Raw genomic sequence first — 20272 nt, 5'->3', positions numbered from 1 at the left:
GGAGCGGAGTGGGCCGGGGACGGCGGCACCGCCATCACACCCGTACGCCCATCACTATGCGTACGGTCCGACGACGCCCACCGTTCACCCGAACGCGGGTGCTCCGCAACCATCTCGTCCGAACCCCGACACCATCCCACCCCCCGTTCAGGACGAGCGCGGCGCCCCCGTGCTCGCCCGTTCCACCAGTCGCGTCGACAACTCGGTGCGCGTGCCCTCCGGTTGGTCGCCCTCCATCATCCGCACGAGCAGCCGTAGCGCGGTCGAGGCCATCTCGGAGAGCGGCTGGCGGACGGTGGTCAGGGCGGGAGTGGCCCAGCGGGCCTCGGGAAGGTCGTCGAAACCGACCACACTGAGGTCGTCCGGGACCCGCAGCCCCCGCTCACCCAGCGCCTCGTACGTGCCGAGGGCCATCTTGTCCGAGCAGACGAAGACGGCGGTCGGCGGCTGGGGAAGATCGAGCAGCTGGAGCATACGGTGGCGGGCGGTCGTCTCCATGAAGTTGCCGTAGCGGACGTACTCCGGCCGGTACGGGAGGCCGGCGGCCGTCAGCGCCGAGCGGTAGCCCGAGACCCGGGCGCTGCTGCACATCTTGCGCCGGTACCCGGCGATCACGGCGATCCGCTCGTGCCCCAGGGCCAGCAGATGCTCGGTGGCGGTCATCCCGCCCCGCCAGTTGGCCGCGCCCACCGAGATGACGCCCGGCGGCGGTTCGAGGACCGGGTCGATCAGCACGAACGGGATCTGGTGCTGGGTGAGCCAGGAGTACTGGGCGGGGGACAGCTCGGCCAGGTTGAACAGCACGCCCGCGGAGCCCCGGGTGGCCACCTTGTCGAACCAGCCGCGTTCGGGGCGGGCGCCCCGGGTGCGGGTCAGCCCGGCCGAGACCACCAGCTCCAGGCCGGCGTCGTGGGCGGCCTGTTCGACGCCGTGCAGGACGGCGCCCGACCAGGAGTTCTCCAGCGAGTGCACCACCAGGTCGACCATGCGCGGTGACTTCGACGCCTCGAACCGGGGTCTGCGGACATAGCCGAGCCGGTCCAGCGCCTCGGTGACCCGGCGCCTGGTCTCGGGGGCCACGTCCTCGCGGCCGTTGACCACCTTCGAGGCCGTCGGCACGGACACCCCGGCCTCGCGCGCCACCACCGCCAGCGTCGGCCCGGCCGTCGCGCTCCCGCCACGCACCATCGCGACTCCACCCTTCAGGGCCCTGTCCCGAGGGCCGGTGAAATTTTCGAACAGCCTCGCTCGCGCGGCGGAGACCCGACCCGCGTAGCAAGCGCTTCCTACGTTAAGCCCAACTCAACACGGCGGGAAGAAGCGGGGATTCGCAGGACCGCCCCAGTCAAAACTTTCGAAACTTCGAACACGTGGGGTGGGGTGGAGTGGGGTGGGGATGGCGGGAGGGCGATGGGTGGTGGCGATGGGTGGTGGCGATGGGGGTGGGTCCTTCACTCCGCCCCGCACACCAGCCGGAACCCCGAGAAGTCCGCTGTGAACTCCGCGCCGACGAGGTCCTGGGCGTGGATACCCGCGAGCGCACCGGTGAAGCGCAGCTTGGAGCCGTAGTCGTCGGAGAGGCGGCTGAAGTCCAGGACCGGTCCAACAGGGGTGCGCACGCCGTCGCGGAGGTACCAGAAGCGGGCCTCGGTGCCGTCGGTGTTCGCGCCCAGGGTGATCGGCTGCCCCGTCTCGACCTCGACGAGGGCAAGCCGGCGGGCCTCGTCCTCGTCGCGTTCGAGGAGGCTGAGGACGGTGCGGCCCGCGCCCCGCCACTGCTGGCCGCGCTGTGGCTCGCCCTCGGGCTCGGACCAGGTCAGGTCGAGGGAGAGGTAGGAGGCGGTGTTGTAGCGGAGGGTCAGCCCGGCGGCCTCCCCGAAGGTGCGTGGCCGTGCCTCGACGGTGACCTCCACCTCCGCCCGGTGCTCGGTGATCCGCTGGGCCAACAGGCTCTGCTCCCAGAGTGACTCGGGCCCCTGCCGGCCACGCAGCCGGATCCAGCCGGGGCGCGCGGCCGTGTCGGCCCAGGACGCGTCCGGCTCCGCGCGCGGGCTGCTCCACGGCCAGGCCAACCCGGCCAACCCGGTCGACCCGGTCGACCCGGCCAACCCGGCCAACCCGGCCAACCCGGCCAACCCGGCCAACCCGGTCGACCCGTCCTCGCGCCCGGCGGGCGTGGCCCCGGGCTGCCGGGTGGCCGCCCCCGCACTCGGAACCTCCACCTCCACCTCCGGATGCCAGCCCCCCTGCCGGAGCCTGGGCCAGCCCTCCGCGTCCCACACCACCGCTTGGACGGCCGTCTCCCGGCCCAGCGGGCACCGCATGCCGTGCTCGGTGTGCAGCGGGCGGGCGGTGAGATGGCTGAGGAACCAGTCACCGGCCGGTGTCTCGACCAGCTCGGCGTGCCCGGCCTTCTGCAAGGGCACCTTCGGGTCGTCCCGGGTCGTCAGCAGGGGCACGCCGTCCAGCTCGTACGGGCCGGTCAGGGCGCGGCTGCGGGCCACCCGCACCCCGTGCTCGAAGCCGGTGCCGCCCTCGGCGAGGACCAGGTAGTACCAGCCGTCGCGGACCAGCAGCTTGGGGCCCTCGATCAGCTGGTCGTGCTGGAGCAGGAGCCGGGTCCCGCCGACGGGACGCAGCGTGGAACGGTCCAACTCCGTCAATACGATCCCGGCGAAGCGCTTGCCGCCCGGCCGGTGGTCGCTCTGCATGTTGAGCAGCCACAGCCGGCCCTCGTGGTGGAACAGGGCGGGGTCGAAGCCATGGCTCGCGACCCGCCTTGGAGCGGTCCACTCCCCGTCCACCGCCATGGCCGTGCTGACGTAGGTGTCCAGGTCGAAGTACCGCGTGCCGATGGACCGCACGATCGTGTAGACCACCCAGAAACGCTCGCCGTCCCAGCTCAGGGACGGCGCCCAGACGCCGCCCGAGTCGGGGACGCCGGCCAGCGAGCCGCCCGGGGCCGCGCCGCGGACATGGCCGGCGTACTCCCAGTGCGCCAGGTCCCGCGAGCGGTGGATCGGGATCGTCGGGAACCACTCGAACGAACTGGTTGCCACGTAGTACCACTCGCCGACCCGGATCAGGGAGGGGTCGGGTGCGAAGCCCCGGATGACGGGGTTGTGGGCCACGGTCACGAGCGGGCTTCCGATGTTCCGGAGTCGACGGTCATTTGAGGGCTCCCATCGTGACGCCGGACCGCCAGTAGCGGCGCATCGCGGTCATCATGATCGCCAGCGGGACGATGGAGAGCAGGGCGCCGGTCAGGACGAGGCTGGTCACGTCGATGCCGGACTCCAGCGTCTTGCCTGTCCAGTTGTACAGGCCGATGTTGAGGGTCCAGTTCTCCTCGCCCCGCAGGACGGTGAGGGGGAGGAAGAAGGCGTTCCAGGTGTTGACGAAGGCCAGCAGGAAGACCGTCGCGCCGCCCGTGGTCATCATCCGCAGCACGATGCTGAAGAAGATCCGCAGCTCACCGGCGCCGTCGATACGGGCCGCCTCAAGGAGTTCGAAGGGGATCGTCGCCTCGGTGTACACCTTCGCCAGATACACGCTGAAGGGATTGATGAGGCAGGGAATCAGCATCGCCCACGGGGTGTCGACCAGGCCGATCTCCGAGAACATCAGGTACAGCGGCAGCGTGAGCAGGGCGATCGGGATCAGGAAGGAGCCCACCACGCACGCGAACACCACACCCCGGCCCGGGAAGTCGAAGCGCGCCAGGCCGTAACCGGTTGCCAGCGCGATGAGGGTGCCGCCGAGGGAGCCGACACCGGCGTACAGGAACGAGTTGGCGGTCCAGCGCAGGAAGATGCCGTCCTCGTAGGTGAACAGCTGGTGCAGGTTGTCCCACAGGTGCATGCCGGAGAACCACATGCCGTTGCTCTGGTACAGCCCCACCCGGTCCTTGGTGGCGGCGACGATCAGCCACCACACGGGGAAGAGGCTGTAGGCGCTGGCCAGGATCAGGCCGAGCAGGATGAAGCGCTGGCCGCCGCGGCCGCGGGATGCGGTGTCGGGCCTGGTGATCCGCTGTACGGGAGGCATGCCGGACCTTCCGGACTTCTTGGGGGAGTCGGTGGTCGTCGTGGCCATCAGTCGACCTCCTTCGAGGTCAGGCGGAAGAACAGGAAGGAGGCGACGCCGAGGATCAGGGCGAGGAGCACCGACAGGGCGGCGGCGTAGTGGTAGTTGCCCGCGTTGAACGCCTGGTTGTAGATGATCATGATCGGGGTGAAACTGTCGTCGACCGTCTCCGGGGTGATTCTCCGGAACAGCGCCGGCTCGTTGAAGATCTGCAGCATCTGGATGATCGACAGCAGCCCGGTCAGGACCAGGGCCCCGCGGACGAACGGGATCTTGATGCTCAGGGCGATCCGGGACTCGGAGGCGCCGTCGAGCCGGGCGGCCTCGAACAGTTCGCGGGGCACGCCCTGGAGCGCCGAGTAGATGATCACCATGTTGTAGCCGATGCCGTGCCAGGTGAGCAGGTTGCCGATGGACGGCCACACCATGGAGGGCGCGAAGAAGTTCCAGTCGAACCCGAAGAGGTCGCCGAGCGGGGTCAGCGGACCCACCGCGGGGCTGTAGAGGTTGACCCACACGATCGCCGCGACGACGCCCGGGATCATGTACGGGACCAGCAGCACGATCCGGAACCGGTTCGCGGCCTTGGAGGTGACCGCGTCCAGGAACAGCGCCAGGACCAGGCTGACCAGCAGCATGAACGGGATCTGCACGCAGGCGAACAGCACCACCCGCAGGATGGAGCCCATGAACGCCGAGTCGGTCAGCCCCAGCTGGTAGTTGTCGAAACCTGCGAACTCCCGGGTCGCACCGCCGAGGCCGAGCCCGGACTGCTTCTCCTGGAACAGCGACTCGTAGACCGCGTACCCGATGGGCAGCAGATAGAGGAAGACGAATCCGAGCTGGAAGGGCACCGTGAACGCGGCACCCTTCCAGCGCTGGGAGCGAATCATCGAACGATGCCTCAGCCCTTGACGTTGATACCGCGGGACTTCAGGTCCTTTACCGTCCACTCCTGCATGTGCGCGAGCAGGTCGGTGACCTTCTGTTCCTTGCTGACGACCTTGCCCCACTCGCTCTGCAGCTCGGTGAACATGGCGGTCCAGTTCGGGCCGTAGACCCAGTCGGTGGTGACGGTGCCCAGGCTGTCCGTGACGATCTTCTTGGCCGGCTCGTAGTTGTCACCGAGCAGCTTCTCGGAGATCGCCTCGGCGACGAAGGAGTCGCTGTCGGCCAGAGCCGGCATGACACCGCTGCCCGTCTCCGGGCTCGCCAGGGACTTGACCGCGCCCGCGTCCGTGGACAGCCACAGGGCCGCCTCGGCCGCCTGCTTCTTGTACTTGCACTGCTCGGTGACCAGGTTCATGCCACCGCTCTGGTTGGTTCCGGCCGGGGTCTTGGCCGCCTCGCCCTTGTACGTCGGCCACGACGTGAGCGCCCAGTCGCCGAAGGAGTCGGTGAAGTTCTGCACCATGCCGGACATCTGCCAGGTGGAGATCTGGCGGGTGGCCGTGCCGCCCTTGTCGTAGTTGCGCTGCACGGCGGCGTAGTCGGCGAAGGAGAGCTTGGAGTTCAGGTCGTTGTCGATGATCTCCTGGATCACCGCGGCCGCCTTCAGGGTGCCCTCGTCCTGGAAGTCCACCCTCCAGGAGTCCCCGTCGATCGCGTACCAGTGGGCCCCGGCCTGCATGGCCAGCACCTCCAGGGTGCTCGGGTCCTCACCGGCGTAGTTGGTGATGTGGATGTCGTGCTTCTTCAGCACCTTGCCCGCGGCGATGAAGTCGTCCCAGGTCGCGGGCGCCTTGAGGCCGTACTTCTTGAAGAGGTCGGTGCGATAGATCGTGAACGCGGGCGCCGAGCTGGTGGGTACGCCGTAGACCTTGCCCTGCACCTGGACACCGGCCCAGGCGCCGGCGTTGAACTTGTCCTTGCTCGGCTCGACGTACTCGGTGATGTCGGCGAGCGCGCCCTGCGACACCCAGGTGGTCACATACTCGGCGGTGTTCTGGAGCAGGCACGGGGCGTTGCCCGCCTTCACCGCGTTGCTGAGCTGCTTCTGCATGGTCAGCTGGTCGGTGACCTTGGTGTACTTGAGCTGGACGTCCTTGTGCGAGGCGTTGAACGCTTTGACGAGGGTCTCCTGGCCGTTGGCCCAGCCCCAGAAGGGGAGGGTGACCGGACCGGAGGCTCCTGAGGAGCCGTCGTCGCCGGAGTCCGAGCCGCCGCACGCGGCGAGCAGACCTGTAAGCGCCACACTCGCGACGGCGATGCGGGCGAACCTTCTCCGGGAGCTGGTGGAGTTCATCGTACGGTCATCCTTCGAGACGTAGACGATCGCGGAAGCGGGGGAGCGAGGGGCGGCTCGGTGGGGGCGACGGCGAGCGAGGCGGACCGTCAGCTCGTGTCTCGGGACCCCTGCGGAACGTGTAGTAAACGGTTGCTGTGAAACGTAGGTCTCCTGATCGGCTCACGCAAGAGTGCGACGGGAAATTGTTACGCGGGATTGTCCGTGGGGTTGCGCGGAGACACGTCGCGCGGTTTCGGACTGTGACGATGGAAGCCCAGGTCAAGAGGGTGTCCGGCGCGGCGGAGGCCGCCGCGGAAGCATGGTCCGCGACGGCCTCAAGGGATGAAAACGCTTACGTAACGCTACTCATGGGCAGGTTGTCAGGAGGTTGTCGGCAGGTCGTCGCCGGTCGTCAGCGGGGAGTGGACCGGAGCCCCGGCTGCTCTCCGGCGCCCGGCAGGTCCCAGCGGGCCATGTCCCGCAGCCAGGCGTCCGCCGAGCCGTCGGACGGGGCCCGCCAGTCGCCCCGCGGCGACAGGGAGCCGCCGGCCAGGACCTTCGGCCCGTTGGGCATCGCCGAGCGCTTGAACTGCGAGAACCCGAAGAAACGGCGGCAGAAGCTGTCCAGCCAGTGCCAGATCTCCGGCAGGTCGTACGCCGTCCGATCGGCCTCCGGGAACCCCGGCGGCCACGCGCCCGCCTCCTGGTCCCGCCAGGCGTGCCAGGCCAGAAAACCGATCTTCGACGGCCGGAAACCATGGCGCAGCACATGGAAGAGAGTGAAGTCGTGCAGCGCGTACGGGCCGATCCTGGACTCGGTGGACTGGAGCTCCTCGCCCGGTACGAGCTCCGGGCTGATCTCCGTGTCGAGGATCGCGGCCAGCGTCTCGTTGGTCTCCTCCCCGAACTGGCCACTGCTGATGACCCAGCGGATGAGGTGCTGGATGAGCGTCTTCGGGACCCCGGAGTTGACGTTGTAGTGGCTCATCTGGTCGCCGACGCCGTACGTGCACCAGCCGAGCGCCAGCTCGGACAGATCACCGGTGCCGAGCACGATCCCGCCGCGCTGGTTGGCCAGCCGGAACAGATAGTCGGTGCGCAGCCCGGCCTGCACGTTCTCGAAGGTCACGTCGTAGACCGGCTCGCCGGACGAGAACGGGTGGCCGATCTCCTGGAGCATCAGCCGGGCGGTCGGCGTGATGTCCAGCTCGGCCGCGGTGACGCCCAGCGAACGCATCAGCTTGTGGGCGTTGCCCTTGGTGTGCTCGCCGGTCGCGAAACCGGGCAGCGTGAACGCCAGGATGTCGCTGCGGGGACGGCCCGCCCGGTCCATGGCCCGCGCGGCGACGATCAGCGCGTGCGTGGAGTCCAGGCCCCCCGACACCCCGATCACGATCTTCGGGCCGCCGATCGCCGCCATCCGCTGCTGGAGGCCCGCCACCTGGATGTTGTACGCCTCGTAGCAGTCCTGGGCGAGCCGGGCGGGATCGGCGGGCACGAACGGGAACCGCTCGAGCCGGCGCCGCAGTCCCAGGTCGGCCGAGGGCGCGTCGAGCCGGAACGGCACCTGCCGGTAGCCGCCGGTGCGCGCCGCGTGGGTCCGGCGGTTGTCGTCGAACGTGCCCATCCGCGTACGGGCCTGGCGCAGCAGGTCGAGATCGAGGTCGGCCACCGCGTACTGGTCGCCCTGCGGGAACCGGTCGGTCTCGGCCAGCAGGACACCGTTCTCGTAGATCATCGTCTGGCCGTCCCACGACAGGTCGGTCGTCGACTCGCCGAGACCGGCCGCCGCGTAGACGTAGGCGGCGAGACAGCGCGCGGACGCCGACCGGCACAGCAGCCGCCGGTCCTCGGCCCGCCCGACCGTGATCGGGCTGCCGGAAAGGTTGAGCAGGACGGTCGCGCCGGCCAGCGCCGCCTCCGCGCTCGGGGGCACCGGCACCCACATGTCCTCGCAGATCTCCGCGTGCAGCACCAGACCGGGGACGTCCTGCGCCGCGAAGAGCAGGTCCGTGCCGAACGGCACGTCCGCGCCGCCGATCCGGATCGTCCCGCCGCGCTCGTCGTCACCCGCGGCGATCTGCCGGCGCTCGTAGAACTCGCGGTAGTTCGGCAGATACGACTTGGGCGCGACGCCGAGGATCCGCCCGCGGTGCACGAGCACCGCGCAGTTGTAGATCCGGTTGCGATGGCGCAGCGGGGCACCGACGGCGAGCACCGGCAGCAGCTCGGCCGACCCGGCCACCACGCTCCGGAGCGCCGCCTCGACCTCGTCGAGCAGCGCGTCCTGCAGCAGCAGGTCCTCGATCGAGTAGCCGGACAGACAGAGCTCGGGGAACACCGCTACGGCGACCCCCTCCTGCGCGCAGCGCCGCGCCTGCCGCAGGACCGCCGCCGCGTTGGCGGGCGGGTCGGCGATCGCCGCGTGGCCGGTGCACGCGGCGACCCGCGCGAAGCCGTGCTGATAGATCGACTGGAAGTTCACGATGTGCGGCCCGGCCTTTCGAAGAACGTCTGCAGTACCACCGTCGCACCATAAGAGGTGGCGGCGCCTCACTGGGCGGGCGGCCGCACGGACTGCCGTACGACCACATGCGTGCCCAGCACCAGGTGGTCGGCGTCCGGGCCGCGGCGGCGGCCGCCCCCCTCGCGGCGGTCGGCGACGGCGCGGAAGGCGGCGCGGCCCATCTCCTCGTAGGGGACGTGCACGGTGGTGAGCTGCGGGGTGAGCTGCGAGGCGAGGGGGATGTCGTCGTAGCCGACGACCGAGACGTCCTCCGGGACGCGCAGGCCGGCCGCGCGCAGGGCCTGGGCGGCGCCGGCGGCGACCACGTCGGTGCCCGCGAGGACCGCCGTGAAGGCCGCCCCTTCCCGCAGGCTCTCCTTCACGGCGTCGTACCCGTGCTCGTAGTCGTAGGGGCCGTGCCGCACCAGGCCGGAGTCGAAGGGCACGCCGTACGCCTCGAACGCCCGTCGCGCGCCCTTCAACCGGCCCTGCGCGGTGGTGAGTTCGGCATGGCCCGGCAGTACCAGGACCCGGCGGTGGCCGGCCGACAGCAGATGGCTCGCCATGGCGTAGGCGCCGCCCTCGTTGTCGTAGTCGACCGTGGTCGCCGGGACCTCGCCCTCCAGCGGCGGCCTGCCCACCAGGACGAGATGGGAGTCGGCCGCGTCCAGGGAGCGGGCGAACCGGGCCATGCGCAGCTGGTACTCGTCGTAGTCGTACGCGCCGCCGAGCAGGATCACCGCGGCCACACCCTGCTGGCGCATGAGGTTCACCAGCGCCAGCTCACGCTCCGGGTCGTCCCCGGTGGTGCCGACCAGCGTGAGCCAGCCGCGCAGCGACGCCGCGCTCTCCACACCCTTGGCCACATGGGTGAAGGCGGCGCCGGTGATGTTGTTGATGAGGATGGCCACCGTCGGGGTGCCGCCGCCGGCGAGGGAGCGGGCGTGGGCGTTGGTGACGTAGTCCAGGTCCCGGACCACCTTCATCACCCGGCGGCGCAGCTCTTCCGACACCGGGTAGTTGCCGGACAGCACACGCGACACGCTGGCCACCGAGACCCCGGCCCGCTGCGCCACGTCCCGGATGGTCGCCCGGCCGGGCTCGCCCGACGCCTTGCGTTGACTCACCGTGCGGCTCCTTCAGCATCGAGTCTCCCCCGCCGGACGCCCGTACGGGCCGGGTCCGCGCCATGGGTGGGGGAACCGTATCCCATTGTTTCCCGGCGTGTTTCCGGCCCGGATACGGCGACGAGTGTGCGGGGCGAAGGCAGGGACGCGGGGAGCGGGCCCGGCGGCACGGTGAGGTGGTTCAGGCGACCCGGGCCAGGTCCGTGTGCCGTACCTCGTGGGCCGGTGGCAGGCCCGAGGCGAGGCGTTCCAGCTCCTCGACGACGGTACGGCCGAGGCGCTCCAGCTCGTTGCCGAGGGAGCCGGCGATGTGCGGGGTGAGGAAGACGTTGGGGAGGTTGTAGAGCGGTGAGCCGGCGGGCAGCGGCTCGGGTTCGGTGACGTCCAGGATCGCGCTCAGCCGGCCGGAGAGCAGCTCGTCGGTGAGCGCCTCGGGGTCGACCAGGGCGCCCCGGGAGGTGTTGATGAGCACGCCGCCGTCCTTGATGAGCGAGAGTCTGCCGCGGTCGAGCATGCGGTAGGTCTCGGGGATGTCGGGGGCGTGCAGGCTGACGATGTCGCTGGTGCGCAACAGGTCGTCCAGCGCCATCGGTTCGGCACCCAGCGCGGCGGCCCCGGCGGTGTCGACGTACGGGTCGTAGAGCGAGACGGCGAAGTCGAACGGCTTCAGCAGTTCGAGGAGCCGGCGGCCGACGCGCGAGGCCCCGATGACCCCGACCCGGCGGCCGACGTTGCCGATCGCCGAGGTCTCGGCGGGGGAGGGGTAGGTGTGGGTCTGCCGGAAGCGTTCGCGCTGGTCGAAGGTGTCCTTGCCGGCCAGCAGGATCATCGCGAGCGTGTACTCGGCGACCGGCAGCGCGTTGCCCGCCACCGCGCTGCAGACGCTGACCCCGCTCTGCCAGAGGGCCTCGCCGACCAGCGCGCGGACCGAGCCCGCGGCGTGCAGCACGGTGCGCAGCCGGGGTGCCGCCGTCAGCACCCCCGCGTCGAGGTGCGGGCAGCCCCAGCCGGTGATCAGCACCTCGGCCCCGGCCAGCGCCGGGGCGGCGGCCGGATCGGCGAAGTCCCGTACGACGAACTCGGGGTCGATCTCGACCACCTGCCGCAGCCGTGCCATGAGCGGCGGCGGAAAGAGCAGCGGCAGATGCACCGGATCCATGGCGAACACGGCTCGCGTCGATTGGGCGCTGGGCATGACTCTCCTGGAGCGATGGGGGTGGACGCACGGACGGGTCGGGTCCGGGAACATTTTCAGAAAACGTCTTCTACCGTAGATCCGAGCCGGACGGGCGGTCAATCGTCGTGATCGGGTGTCTGTCTCGGATCCCCGCTGAGCGTGGTCCGGGAAGGCGCAGGTCGCACGGGCACCGAGGCGGGCGGCGCAGTGCGGTGGGGTGGAGCTTTCGGGGTTTCGCCGAGGCTTGTCGGTGAGGGAGTGACGGCCGCGCCTCGGCGGGATCGTGGAGAATCCGCGCTCTGGCGTAATCGGTTACCCCTCGGCGGTGACCGTCGAAACCTGGGCCCGCGGATGTGTGCTCGGTGAAACCCCCGCGCGGCCGCCCCGGCGACCGGCGAGGAAACCGGTTCCCGAAGCGACCGGATCGAGGGCGGCGATTCCGTCCTGTGCGCTGGCTGGAATTGGCTTCTGACCTGGCATGTTCGCATCCGCCGCGTGGCCGATTCCGGGATCTGGCGGGGCATCCGGGCATGTCCCAGGGGTTACGCGGAGTTTTCGAAAACCGGTCAAGCCTCTTGACGTGCTTTGCGGTCAGGAACAAGCTCTGCCCCGATGGCCGGTAGAAACCGGTTGCTGCACCTGGAGGTGAGCTGTCCATGCATGCCCATGCCGGTGGCCCGATGAGCCGCCGTCGATTCCTCACCGTCTCCGCGCTCTCCGCGGGCGGTGCCGCGGTCGGCGGTACGGCGCTGAGCGGCTGTGCCCTTCCGGTGTCCACCGGGGTCGGCGGCGGAGGTGAGACCGTCACGGTGATGGCCAAGGCCGAGGACATCTCCCCGGAGCTGATCAAGCAGGCGCAGCGGGACACCGGCGTCCGGATCGTCACGGTGAAGCACGACATCACCAAGCTGATCGCGATGCTGACCAGCGGAAACCCGCCGGACCTGGTGCGTGGCGTCGGCGCCGTCGACACGGCGTACTTCGCGGCGCGGGACGTCGCCGAGAACCTGGACCCGTACTTCGCGAAAAGCAGCGTGCTGACCGCCGACGACCTCGACCCGGTCAACGACCTGTGGCGCTATGACGGCCGGACCCAGGGCAAGGGCCCGCGCTACGGCATGGTGAAGGACTTCTCCCAGGACTCCATGTACTGGTACAACACCGCGCACTTCGACGAGGTGGGCCTCGACTATCCGTCCGAGTCCGAGCCGGTCACGTACGAGGAGTGGTTGGAGCGTGCCAAGCGGCTGACGCGGCGGAAGAACGGGCAGACGATCGTCTTCGGCGGCAGCTACAACGGTCTCTACGAGGCCACCAACCTCTCGACGCTGACGGCGGCCGCCGGCGGCAGTCTCTTCAGCGACGACCTCTCCCGGATCGACTTCACCGCCCCGGCGGCTCGCAAGGCGCTGGGCTGGTACATCGAGTACTGCCGGACCAAGGTCGGCCCCAGCGTGATCCAGCCCGACCCCAACGCCTGGGACGGGCCCACCTATCAGGCGAGCCGGATGGCCATGACCAACAGCGGCTACTGGCTCGGCGGAATGATCAACACCGACGAGAAGCTGGCGAAGGCGTCCCGGCTGGCCCCCGCCCCGGTCTTCGAGGGCGGTCCCCGGGTCAGCCCCTGTCAGGGCGGCACCGGTTTCTGGATGCCCAGGAAGGCGCGGAACAAGGACGCCGCCTGGCGGGTCTTCGAGTGGTTCTTCGGCGAGGCTCCGGCCAAGGCCCGGGCGGGCGGCGGCTGGGGCATCCCGAGCCTGAAGTCGCTGCGCCCGCTGATGCCGGCCGAGCAGGACTACCAGCGGCGGGTGCTGAGGGCGCAGGAGGCCGAGCTGGCGCACTTCTCGGTCATCTCCTTCACCCCGTACATCACGGCGGACGGCTTCAAGGCCCTGTTCAACCAGGTCGCGCCCGCGGCGATGAAGGGTGAGATCTCCGTCGACACCCTCGCCAGGCGCCTGAACTCGACCATCAACGAGCAGCTCGAGCGCGGTAAGGAGCAGGTGGGATGACGGTGGATCAGATCCCCGCCCCGGCGGGCGCGACCGCGCCCGGCCGTGGCGGAAGGGCCGGCGGCGACCGGCCCCGCACCTCGATGACCACCCGCAGGCACCGGGCGTTCTACATGTTCGCCTCGCCCTGGATCATCGGATTCCTGCTGCTGACGATCGTCCCGATGGCGTACGCGCTGTGGCTGAGCCTCACCACGTACGACGGGATCTCGCCGCACTGGCGGTTCATCGGGCTCGCCAACTACCGTGAGCTGTTCGCCGATTCGGTGACCTGGGACGCGCTGGGCCGGGCGGGGCTGTTCGCGGTGACCTCGGTGCCGCTGTCGATCGTGGCGGGGCTCGGGCTCGCCGTCCTGGTGAACCGGCCGATCAGGGCCAGGGGGCTGTTCCGTACCCTGCTCTACCTGCCGGCGGTGGTGCCGCCGGTGGGCGCGGGCCTCGCCTTCAAGTCGCTGTTCGACCAGAACTCCGGTGCCGCCAACGGGGTGTTGAACATCTTCGGCATCGACGCCCTCGGCTGGCTCGCCGATCCGTACGCCCGCTATGTGCTGCTGATGACGGTGCTGTGGGCCGCGGGCAACGTCATGATCATCTCGTTGGCCGGGCTCCAGGACGTGCCGCGTGAGCTGCACGAGGCGGCCCGGATCGACGGGGCGGGCGCCTGGCGGACGTTCCGCAGCATCACCGTGCCGCTGCTGTCGCCGGTGCTGCTCTTCCAGACGGTGACCGGGGTGATCGCCTCGGTGCAGACCATCATGCCGCTGCTGCTCGCCGCCGAACCGACCACGGGCGGCGTCACCGCGATCCCGCAGTCCAACTACATGTACATGATGCATGTGTTCGCCGAGTACTTCGCGCTCGGCCGCTACGGCTACGCCTCCGCGCTGCTGTGGGTGCTCTTCGTCCTGATCCTCATCGTCACCGGACTCATCTTCAAATTCACGTCCGGAGTGGTGTTCTACAACGTCGACCCGGAGGCGAAGAAGTGACCGTCACGAGCGACACCGCCGGCAGCCACGCCACCGCCACCCGCGGGGGCACCGCCACCGGTCGGTCCGTGCACCGTTCCAAGTCCCCGGGGGCGCCGGCCCGCACTCGGGTACGCACCGGCCGGCTCGTGCTCTACACGGTGCTCGTCGTCATCACCGGGCTGTTCCTCGGCCCCTTCGGCTGGCTGATCCTCACCGGTCTGAAGACCTCCGCCGAGACGGCCGCGGCCCCGGTGCGCTGGCTGCCCGGCGACTTCCAGTGGCACAACTTCGCGGACGCCTTCAACCTGATCGACTTCCTCGGCTACGCCCGCAACTCCCTGATCATCGCCTTCGTCTACGCCACCCTGGTCACCCTCAGCTCGGCCTGGGTCGGTTACGGCTTCGCCCGGTTGGACGCGCCCGGCCGGAAGACGCTCTTCGGCGTCCTGCTCGGCTCGATGATGCTGCCCCAGATGATCACGCTCCTGCCGACCTATCTGATCTTCGCCAGGCTCGGCATGGTCGACACCTACTGGCCGTGGGTGCTGTGGGGCCTGGCGGCGACGCCCTATCTCGTCTTCCTCTTCCGGCAGTTCTTCGCCGGGCTGCCGCGTGAGCTGGAGGAGGCCGCGATCGTCGACGGCTGCGGATACGCGACGATCTTCTGGCGGATCTTCCTGCCGCAGTCCTGGCCGGTACTCTCCGCGAGCTTCGTGATCGCCTTCACCTGGACGTGGGGCGACTACATCGCACCCCAGCTCCTGCTGTCCACGGACCGGTCCACACTCGCCGTCGCCGTGATGTCCACCTATGTCACCACGGCCGGGACACCCGTCACCAACCTCCAGGCCGCCGCCTCGGTGATGTACGTCGTGCCCATTCTGCTGATCTTCCTCGTCGCCCAGCGCGGCTTCGTCGCCGGGATGTCCACCTCCGGCCTCAAGTAGCGCTACGAAGTCGCCAGTGATCACCCTCAACTCTCTTTGCACGTAAGGAAGTTCCTCATGACCGACTCCCAGGGCACCGGCCTGTCCCGGCGCTCCCTCCTCCAGGCCGCCGGCGCCACGGCCGCCGCGTACACGCTGCTCGGCGCGGCCACCGGAACCGCGAGCGCGGACGACAGACCCGAGGCCGCCGACCGGCTGGTGGTGTACCCGGTCCCGACCGGGCTGCCGCTGAACGCCAGCTTCTCCGTCAAGGCCCGTACGCCCGGCGGCGAATGGCAGCCGGTGCCCGTCCTGCGGGCCCGTACGAAGACCATCAACGAGAAGACCGGCTCGGGCATCGTCCGCAGCTCCTCGGTCGCCAACCTCGACTTCACCGGCACCGTGGAAGTCCGGGTCACCTCCTCGAAGGGCGCCGTTCCCTCGGCGCGGATCCGCCCCCAGTCGTACGACATCGCCCACGAGGTGAGTGGCGACAGCATCACCTTCAGCCTCACCGAGCCGCGCAACCTGTCCATCGAGATCGGCGACGCCGACGGCGGCGCGTTCGACCTCTACGACAACCTTCAGCTGCACGCCAACCCGATCGAGAAGTGGCGGCCCGAGGAGGACGACCCGGACGTCATCTACTTCGGCCCGGGCATCCACACCGTCACCGACAACGTGGTGAAGGTACCCAGCGGGAAGACCGTGTACCTGGCCGGCGGCGCGGTGCTCAAGGCCCGGGTGGAGTTCACAGGCGTGGAGAACGCCCGTCTGCTCGGCCGGGGCATCATCTACGACTCGGACGCCGCGACCCTGGTGGCGTTCTCCAAGAACATCGAGATCGACGGCATCCTCGCCCTCAACCCCAAGACCGGCTACTCCTGCACGATCGGCCAGTCGAAGCAGGTCACCGTCCGTAACCTGCACTCCTACAGCTTCGGCCAGTGGGGCGACGGCATCGACGTGTTCAGCAGCGAGGACGTCCTCATCGAGGGTGTCTTCATGCGCAACAGCGACGACTGCATCGCCATCTACGCCCACCGCTGGGACTACTACGGCGACTGCCGCAACGTCACCGTCCGGAACTCCACCCTCTGGGCCGACGTCGCGCACCCGGTGAACATGGGCACCCACGGCAACCCCGAGAAGCCCGAGGTCATCGAGAACATCGTCTTCAGCAACATCGACGTCCTCCAGCACCGCGAACCGCAGGTCCTCTACCAGGGCTGCTTCGCCCTCAACCCCGGCGACAGCAACCTCATCCGGAACATCCGTATCCAGGACGTCCGGGTGGAGGACTTCACCTGGGGCCAGCTGCTCAACATGCGCGTGATGGCCAACCGGTACAACGCCTCACCCGGCCGGGGCATCGAGGACGTGTACGTCCGCAACCTCACGTACGACGGCACGCACGCCTCCATGGCCATCCTGACCGGCTACGACGCGGACCGCCCGATCAAGAACCTCACGTTCCAGAACCTGTCGGTCAACGGCACGGTCGTGCACGACAAGATGAAGAAGCCCGGCTGGTATCTGACCACCGACATGGTCCCGATGTTCGCCAACGAGCACGTCCAGAACCTCCGCTTCCTGGACGCCGACACGGCCGCCGCGACCACGGCTCCGGAGATCACCAGCTCAGCCGAGGTCACGGCCACGAAGAAGCGGGTCTTCAACCATCTCGTCACGGCGAGCGCCCTGCCCACGTCGTTCGCCGCCGAGGGCCTGCCCAAGGGCCTGAGCTTCGACACGAAGACGGGCCTGATCTCCGGCGTCCCGTCCGTCCCCGGCTCCTGCACGGTCACCGTCTCGGCCACCAACAGCGCCGGTACGGCCACCCAGTCCCTCAAGCTCACCGTGCAGCACCCGTAGGACCAGGAGACACCTGTGCTTCCCCTCAGCCGACGGTCGTTCCTCGGCGCGACGGGCCTCACGGCCGTGGCCGGAGCCGGACTGCTGTCCGCCTCCGCCACGGCCGCCTGGGCCCGGAGCGCCGAAGCGGCCTTCACGTTCAGACACCCCGGACTTCTGCACACCGCCGCCGACCTGGACCGGTTGAAGTCCGCGGTCGCCGCCAAGGAGTCGCCGATCTACGACGGCTACCTCACGTTCGCGGCACACGCCCGGTCGAAGTCGACGTACGCGATCCAGAACACCGGCCAGATCACGTCCTGGGGCCGCGGCCCCACGAACTTCCAGAACCAGGCGGTCGCGGACTCGGCCGCCGCCTACCAGAACGCGCTGATGTGGTGCGTGACGGGCGAGCGGGCGCACGCGGACAAGGCGCGGGACATCCTCGACGCCTGGTCGGCGTCGCTCACGATGATCACCGGTGCCGACGGTCCGCTCGGCGCGGGCCTGCAGGCGTTCAAGTTCGTCAACGCCGCGGAACTGCTCCGGCACAGCGGCTACGACGGCTGGGCGGACGCGGACATCGCGCGCTGTGAGCGGTCGTTCCTGGACGTCTGGTATCCGGCCGTGTCGGGCTACATGCTCTACGCGAACGGCAACTGGGACCTGACGGCCAGTCAAACCATCCTGGCCATCGGTGTGTTCTGCGAGGAGCCCGTGCTCTTCGAGGACGCGCTGCGGTTCACGGCGGCCGGCGCGGGCAACGGCAGCGTGGGCAACCGGGTCGTCGCCGGCAACGGGCAGGGCCAGGAGTCCGGCCGCGACCAGGGCCACGAGCAGCTGGCCGTCGGCCTGATGGGCGCCGCCGCGCAGGTGGCCTGGAACCAGGGCGTGGACCTGTGGGGCTTCGACGGCAACCGGATCCTCGCCAACGCCGAGTACACCGCCCGCTACAACCTCGGCGGTGACGTCCCCTTCGCTCCCGACCTGGACCGCACCGGCAAGTACGTCAAGACCACCGTCTCCGACAAGGTCCGCGGCACACTGCCGCCGATCTACGAGATGTACTACGCCCACTACGCGGGCGTGCGCGGCCTCGACACCCCCTACACGAAGGCGGCCGTCTTCCGGGGCACCGCCGGCGCCCGGGTCGTCGAGGGCTCCAACGACGACCTGCCGGGCTTCGGCACCTTCGCCTACGCCGGGGCCGCCGCGTCCACGCCCACCGTGCCCGCAGCGCCGGCGGGCGTCACCGCCGTCGGGGAGGGCAAGACCGTCACCATCGGCTGGCTCCCCTCCGCGTGGGCGGCCGAGTACACCGTCGAACGGGCCGACCGCCCCGACGGCCCGTACGGGACGATCGCCTCCGGGGTCGGCGAGCCGGCGTACACCGACAGGAGCGTCCGCCCGGGACGGACGTACTACTACCGGGTCACCGCTGCCAACTCCCGTGGCGAGAGCGACAGTTCAGGCTGGGCGGCGGCCGCCGCCGGCCTGCCCGAACCCTGGTCCACCCAGGACCTCGGGGACGTGAAGTGGGCCGGCTCCGCCACCTTCGACGGCACCCGGTTCGTGCTGGAGGCGAGCGGTACGGCGGACACGTACCGAACGGCGTATGTGCCGCTGCGCGGCGACGGGGCGGTCAGCGCGCGGATCGTGTTCCCGCTCAGCTCGCAGTACTCCAAGATCGGGGTGACCCTCCGCGACTCCCTCGACGCGACCGCCCCGCACGCGTCGATGCTGATCCAGGGACTGCCCCTGCACACCTGGAGCGGCGTGTGGAGCGTCCGCCCGTCGGCCGGGGCCCGGATCTCCGCCACCGGCAGCACCCCCGTGCCGCCCACCCAGCGGCAGGCCATCACGACCGCCGCGTCCTTCCCGATCTCCGACCTCGGCACCCTGCCCGAGTCGGCGACCCCGCTTGAGGCCCCGTACGTCGAGGGCGCGGGCGACGGCTACCGGCTGCGGGCCCCGTACTGGGTGCGGGTGACCCGCAAGGGCCGCCGCTGCACCGGGGCCGTCTCACCGGACGGCGTCCACTGGACCGAGGTCGGCACCACCGAGGTGGACCTGGGGCGCACCGCGTACGCGGGACTGCTCCTGACCTCCTGCCTCGGCGTCGACGAGGAGTACGCCGAGACCGGCACCGGCGCCTTCGACAACGTCACCGTGACGTCGTCGGCCCACGGCGAGGTGTGGAGCACCCCGCGCCCCCGGTACACCGCGACCGACGTCCGGGCGAGGGCCGGCGCCGACGCCGTGGAGCTGGCTTGGACCGATCCAGATCTCTCGGCCCGGTACCAGGTGTCGAGGGCCACCGACCCGGACGGCCCGTATATGACGCTCGCGACCGGAGTCGGCCCCCTCGGGTTCGGCACCCGCATCCGGTACACGGACGCGACGGGCACACCCGGCCGGACGTACCACTACGTCGTCGCCAAGTCCGACCGCGGTGGCCGTGGTCTCCTGTCGCGGCCCGCCGCCGCGACGATGCCGACGCCCTCGGCGCCGGAACTCACCTCCAGGACCACGGTGTTCGCCAACCAGGGTGACGCCTTCCGGCACCTGCTGCGGGCCACACACGAGCCCGTACGGTTCACCGCCGCCCAACTGCCCGACGGCCTCCGCCTCGACAAGCGCACCGGTGTCATCTCCGGAACCCCCACCGCCACCGGCGAGTTCACCGTCACCACCACCGCGGGCAACGCCGCCGGCGACGCCACCGGCACGCTGGGGCTCACGATCGGCACACCGCCGCCCGCCCCCTGGACCTACGGCGACCTCGGCGACGTGGTCCTCGACGAGCGGGAGTTCGCCACCCTCGGCGTGGTGGCCGTCACGACCCCCGGCAGCACCGCGTACGAGGACGACGGGACCTTCGTCGTACGGGGTGCCGGGACCGACCTGACCGTCAACAACCAGGGAATGACGGGCCAGTTCGTACGGCGGCCCGTCAGCGGTGACTGCGAGGTCACCGTCCGGCTGGACTCCCGCGCAGGGGCGAGCGCCGACCGGGTCGGGCTGCTGATGGCCAAGTCGCTGTCGCCGTTCGACCAGGCCGCCGGGGCGATCGTCACCGGCGGGACCTCCGCGCAGCTGATGCTGCGCACGACCGTGGCCGGGAAGTCGGCCTTCACGGGCAACGGCACGGTCACCGCCCCCTGTCTGCTGCGGCTGAAGAGGACCGGAACGGTCTTCGCCGCAGCGGTCTCCACAGACGGGGGCGTCACCTTCACCCCCCTCGCCGAGGGAGAGATCCCCGGCTTCGGTGACGCCCCTTATCACGTGGGCCTGGTGGTCTGCTCCCGCAGTCCGCTGGCCCACGGCACCGCGCGATTCAGCGAGGTGAGCATCACCCCCCTCTAGATCCTCCATGGATTGGA

13 protein-coding genes are annotated in these 20272 nt (G+C 69.9%); 5 read left to right on the top strand and 8 right to left on the bottom strand.

Annotated elements, in window-relative coordinates; translation table 11 throughout:
- Nucleotides 1-147: 147 nt before the first annotated feature.
- The 8 genes from I8N67_RS07685 to I8N67_RS07650 form a co-directional block, all read right to left on the bottom strand.
- The gene (locus I8N67_RS07685) at nt 148-1188 is read right to left on the bottom strand and encodes a LacI family DNA-binding transcriptional regulator (RefSeq protein ID WP_200301827.1); all 1041 of its coding nucleotides are present in this window, start codon (nt 1186-1188) and stop codon (nt 148-150) included.
- Nucleotides 1189-1451: 263 nt separating this feature from the next.
- Entirely contained in the window at nt 1452-3137 is a 1686-nt protein-coding gene (locus I8N67_RS07680) for a glycoside hydrolase family 43 protein (protein WP_200301826.1), read from the bottom strand.
- A 31-nt stretch (nt 3138-3168) separates the two neighbouring features.
- A complete protein-coding gene (locus I8N67_RS07675) occupies nt 3169-4095 on the bottom strand; it encodes a carbohydrate ABC transporter permease (RefSeq protein WP_200301825.1) in 927 nt (308 codons plus the stop codon).
- Entirely contained in the window at nt 4095-4979 is an 885-nt protein-coding gene (locus tag I8N67_RS07670) for a carbohydrate ABC transporter permease (RefSeq protein ID WP_200301824.1), read from the bottom strand. Before I8N67_RS07670 ends, I8N67_RS07675 begins: the two co-directional genes overlap by 1 nt.
- A gap of 11 nt (nt 4980-4990) precedes the next feature.
- Entirely contained in the window at nt 4991-6331 is a 1341-nt protein-coding gene (locus I8N67_RS07665) for an ABC transporter substrate-binding protein (protein WP_200301823.1), read from the bottom strand.
- 394 nt (nt 6332-6725) lie between these two features.
- Complete coding sequence (locus tag I8N67_RS07660) at nt 6726-8798, bottom strand: NAD(+) synthase (protein WP_200301822.1); 2073 nt, start codon at nt 8796-8798, stop codon at nt 6726-6728.
- A 68-nt stretch (nt 8799-8866) separates the two neighbouring features.
- Nucleotides 8867-9946: a LacI family DNA-binding transcriptional regulator gene (locus I8N67_RS07655; RefSeq protein ID WP_200301821.1), complete on the bottom strand. Its 1080-nt coding sequence runs from the start codon at nt 9944-9946 to the stop codon at nt 8867-8869.
- Nucleotides 9947-10127: 181 nt separating this feature from the next.
- On the bottom strand, nt 10128-11141 hold the full coding sequence (locus tag I8N67_RS07650; RefSeq protein ID WP_200301820.1) for a hydroxyacid dehydrogenase: 1014 nt from the start codon (nt 11139-11141) through the stop codon (nt 10128-10130).
- Between the two features lie 638 nt (nt 11142-11779).
- On the opposite strand from I8N67_RS07650, the gene I8N67_RS07645 reads away from it, so the two are divergent.
- From I8N67_RS07645 to I8N67_RS07625, 5 genes are all read left to right on the top strand, one after another.
- Nucleotides 11780-13138 carry an extracellular solute-binding protein gene (locus tag I8N67_RS07645; protein ID WP_200301819.1) on the top strand — a complete coding sequence of 453 codons (1359 nt, stop codon included), beginning with the start codon at nt 11780-11782 and terminating at the stop codon, nt 13136-13138.
- Complete coding sequence (locus I8N67_RS07640) at nt 13135-14127, top strand: carbohydrate ABC transporter permease (RefSeq protein ID WP_200301818.1); 993 nt, start codon at nt 13135-13137, stop codon at nt 14125-14127. The genes I8N67_RS07645 and I8N67_RS07640 overlap by 4 nt, the downstream gene beginning before the upstream one ends.
- 68 nt (nt 14128-14195) lie before the next feature.
- Nucleotides 14196-15056 carry a carbohydrate ABC transporter permease gene (locus tag I8N67_RS07635; RefSeq protein WP_307835175.1) on the top strand — a complete coding sequence of 287 codons (861 nt, stop codon included), beginning with the start codon at nt 14196-14198 and terminating at the stop codon, nt 15054-15056.
- Between the two features lie 57 nt (nt 15057-15113).
- On the top strand, nt 15114-16910 hold the full coding sequence (locus tag I8N67_RS07630) for an Ig domain-containing protein (RefSeq protein WP_200301816.1): 1797 nt from the start codon (nt 15114-15116) through the stop codon (nt 16908-16910).
- A gap of 15 nt (nt 16911-16925) precedes the next feature.
- Nucleotides 16926-20255 (top strand): alginate lyase family protein, encoded by a 3330-nt coding sequence (locus tag I8N67_RS07625; protein ID WP_200301815.1) that lies wholly within the window; start codon nt 16926-16928, stop codon nt 20253-20255.
- The last annotated feature ends 17 nt before the right edge of the window (nt 20256-20272 follow it).

The organism is Streptomyces adelaidensis (assembly GCF_016598475.1).
Lineage (GTDB): Bacteria > Actinomycetota > Actinomycetes > Streptomycetales > Streptomycetaceae > Streptomyces > Streptomyces adelaidensis.
Note: the sequence above shows the minus strand (reverse complement) of the source record. Positions and strands in the feature narration are given on the sequence as shown.

Bases quoted from the DNA above. Each gene is read 5' to 3' on its own strand.
- I8N67_RS07685 (WP_200301827.1), bottom strand. From the start codon at position 1,188: ATGGTGCGTGGCGGGAGCGCGACGGCCGGGCCGACGCTGGCGGTGGTG.
- I8N67_RS07675 (WP_200301825.1), bottom strand. From the start codon at position 4,095: ATGGCCACGACGACCACCGACTCCCCCAAGAAGTCCGGAAGGTCCGGC.
- I8N67_RS07670 (WP_200301824.1), bottom strand. From the start codon at position 4,979: ATGATTCGCTCCCAGCGCTGGAAGGGTGCCGCGTTCACGGTGCCCTTC.
- I8N67_RS07665 (WP_200301823.1), bottom strand. From the start codon at position 6,331: ATGAACTCCACCAGCTCCCGGAGAAGGTTCGCCCGCATCGCCGTCGCG.
- I8N67_RS07650 (WP_200301820.1), bottom strand. From the start codon at position 11,141: ATGCCCAGCGCCCAATCGACGCGAGCCGTGTTCGCCATGGATCCGGTG.
- I8N67_RS07645 (WP_200301819.1), top strand. From the start codon at position 11,780: ATGCATGCCCATGCCGGTGGCCCGATGAGCCGCCGTCGATTCCTCACC.
- I8N67_RS07640 (WP_200301818.1), top strand. From the start codon at position 13,135: ATGACGGTGGATCAGATCCCCGCCCCGGCGGGCGCGACCGCGCCCGGC.
- I8N67_RS07630 (WP_200301816.1), top strand. From the start codon at position 15,114: ATGACCGACTCCCAGGGCACCGGCCTGTCCCGGCGCTCCCTCCTCCAG.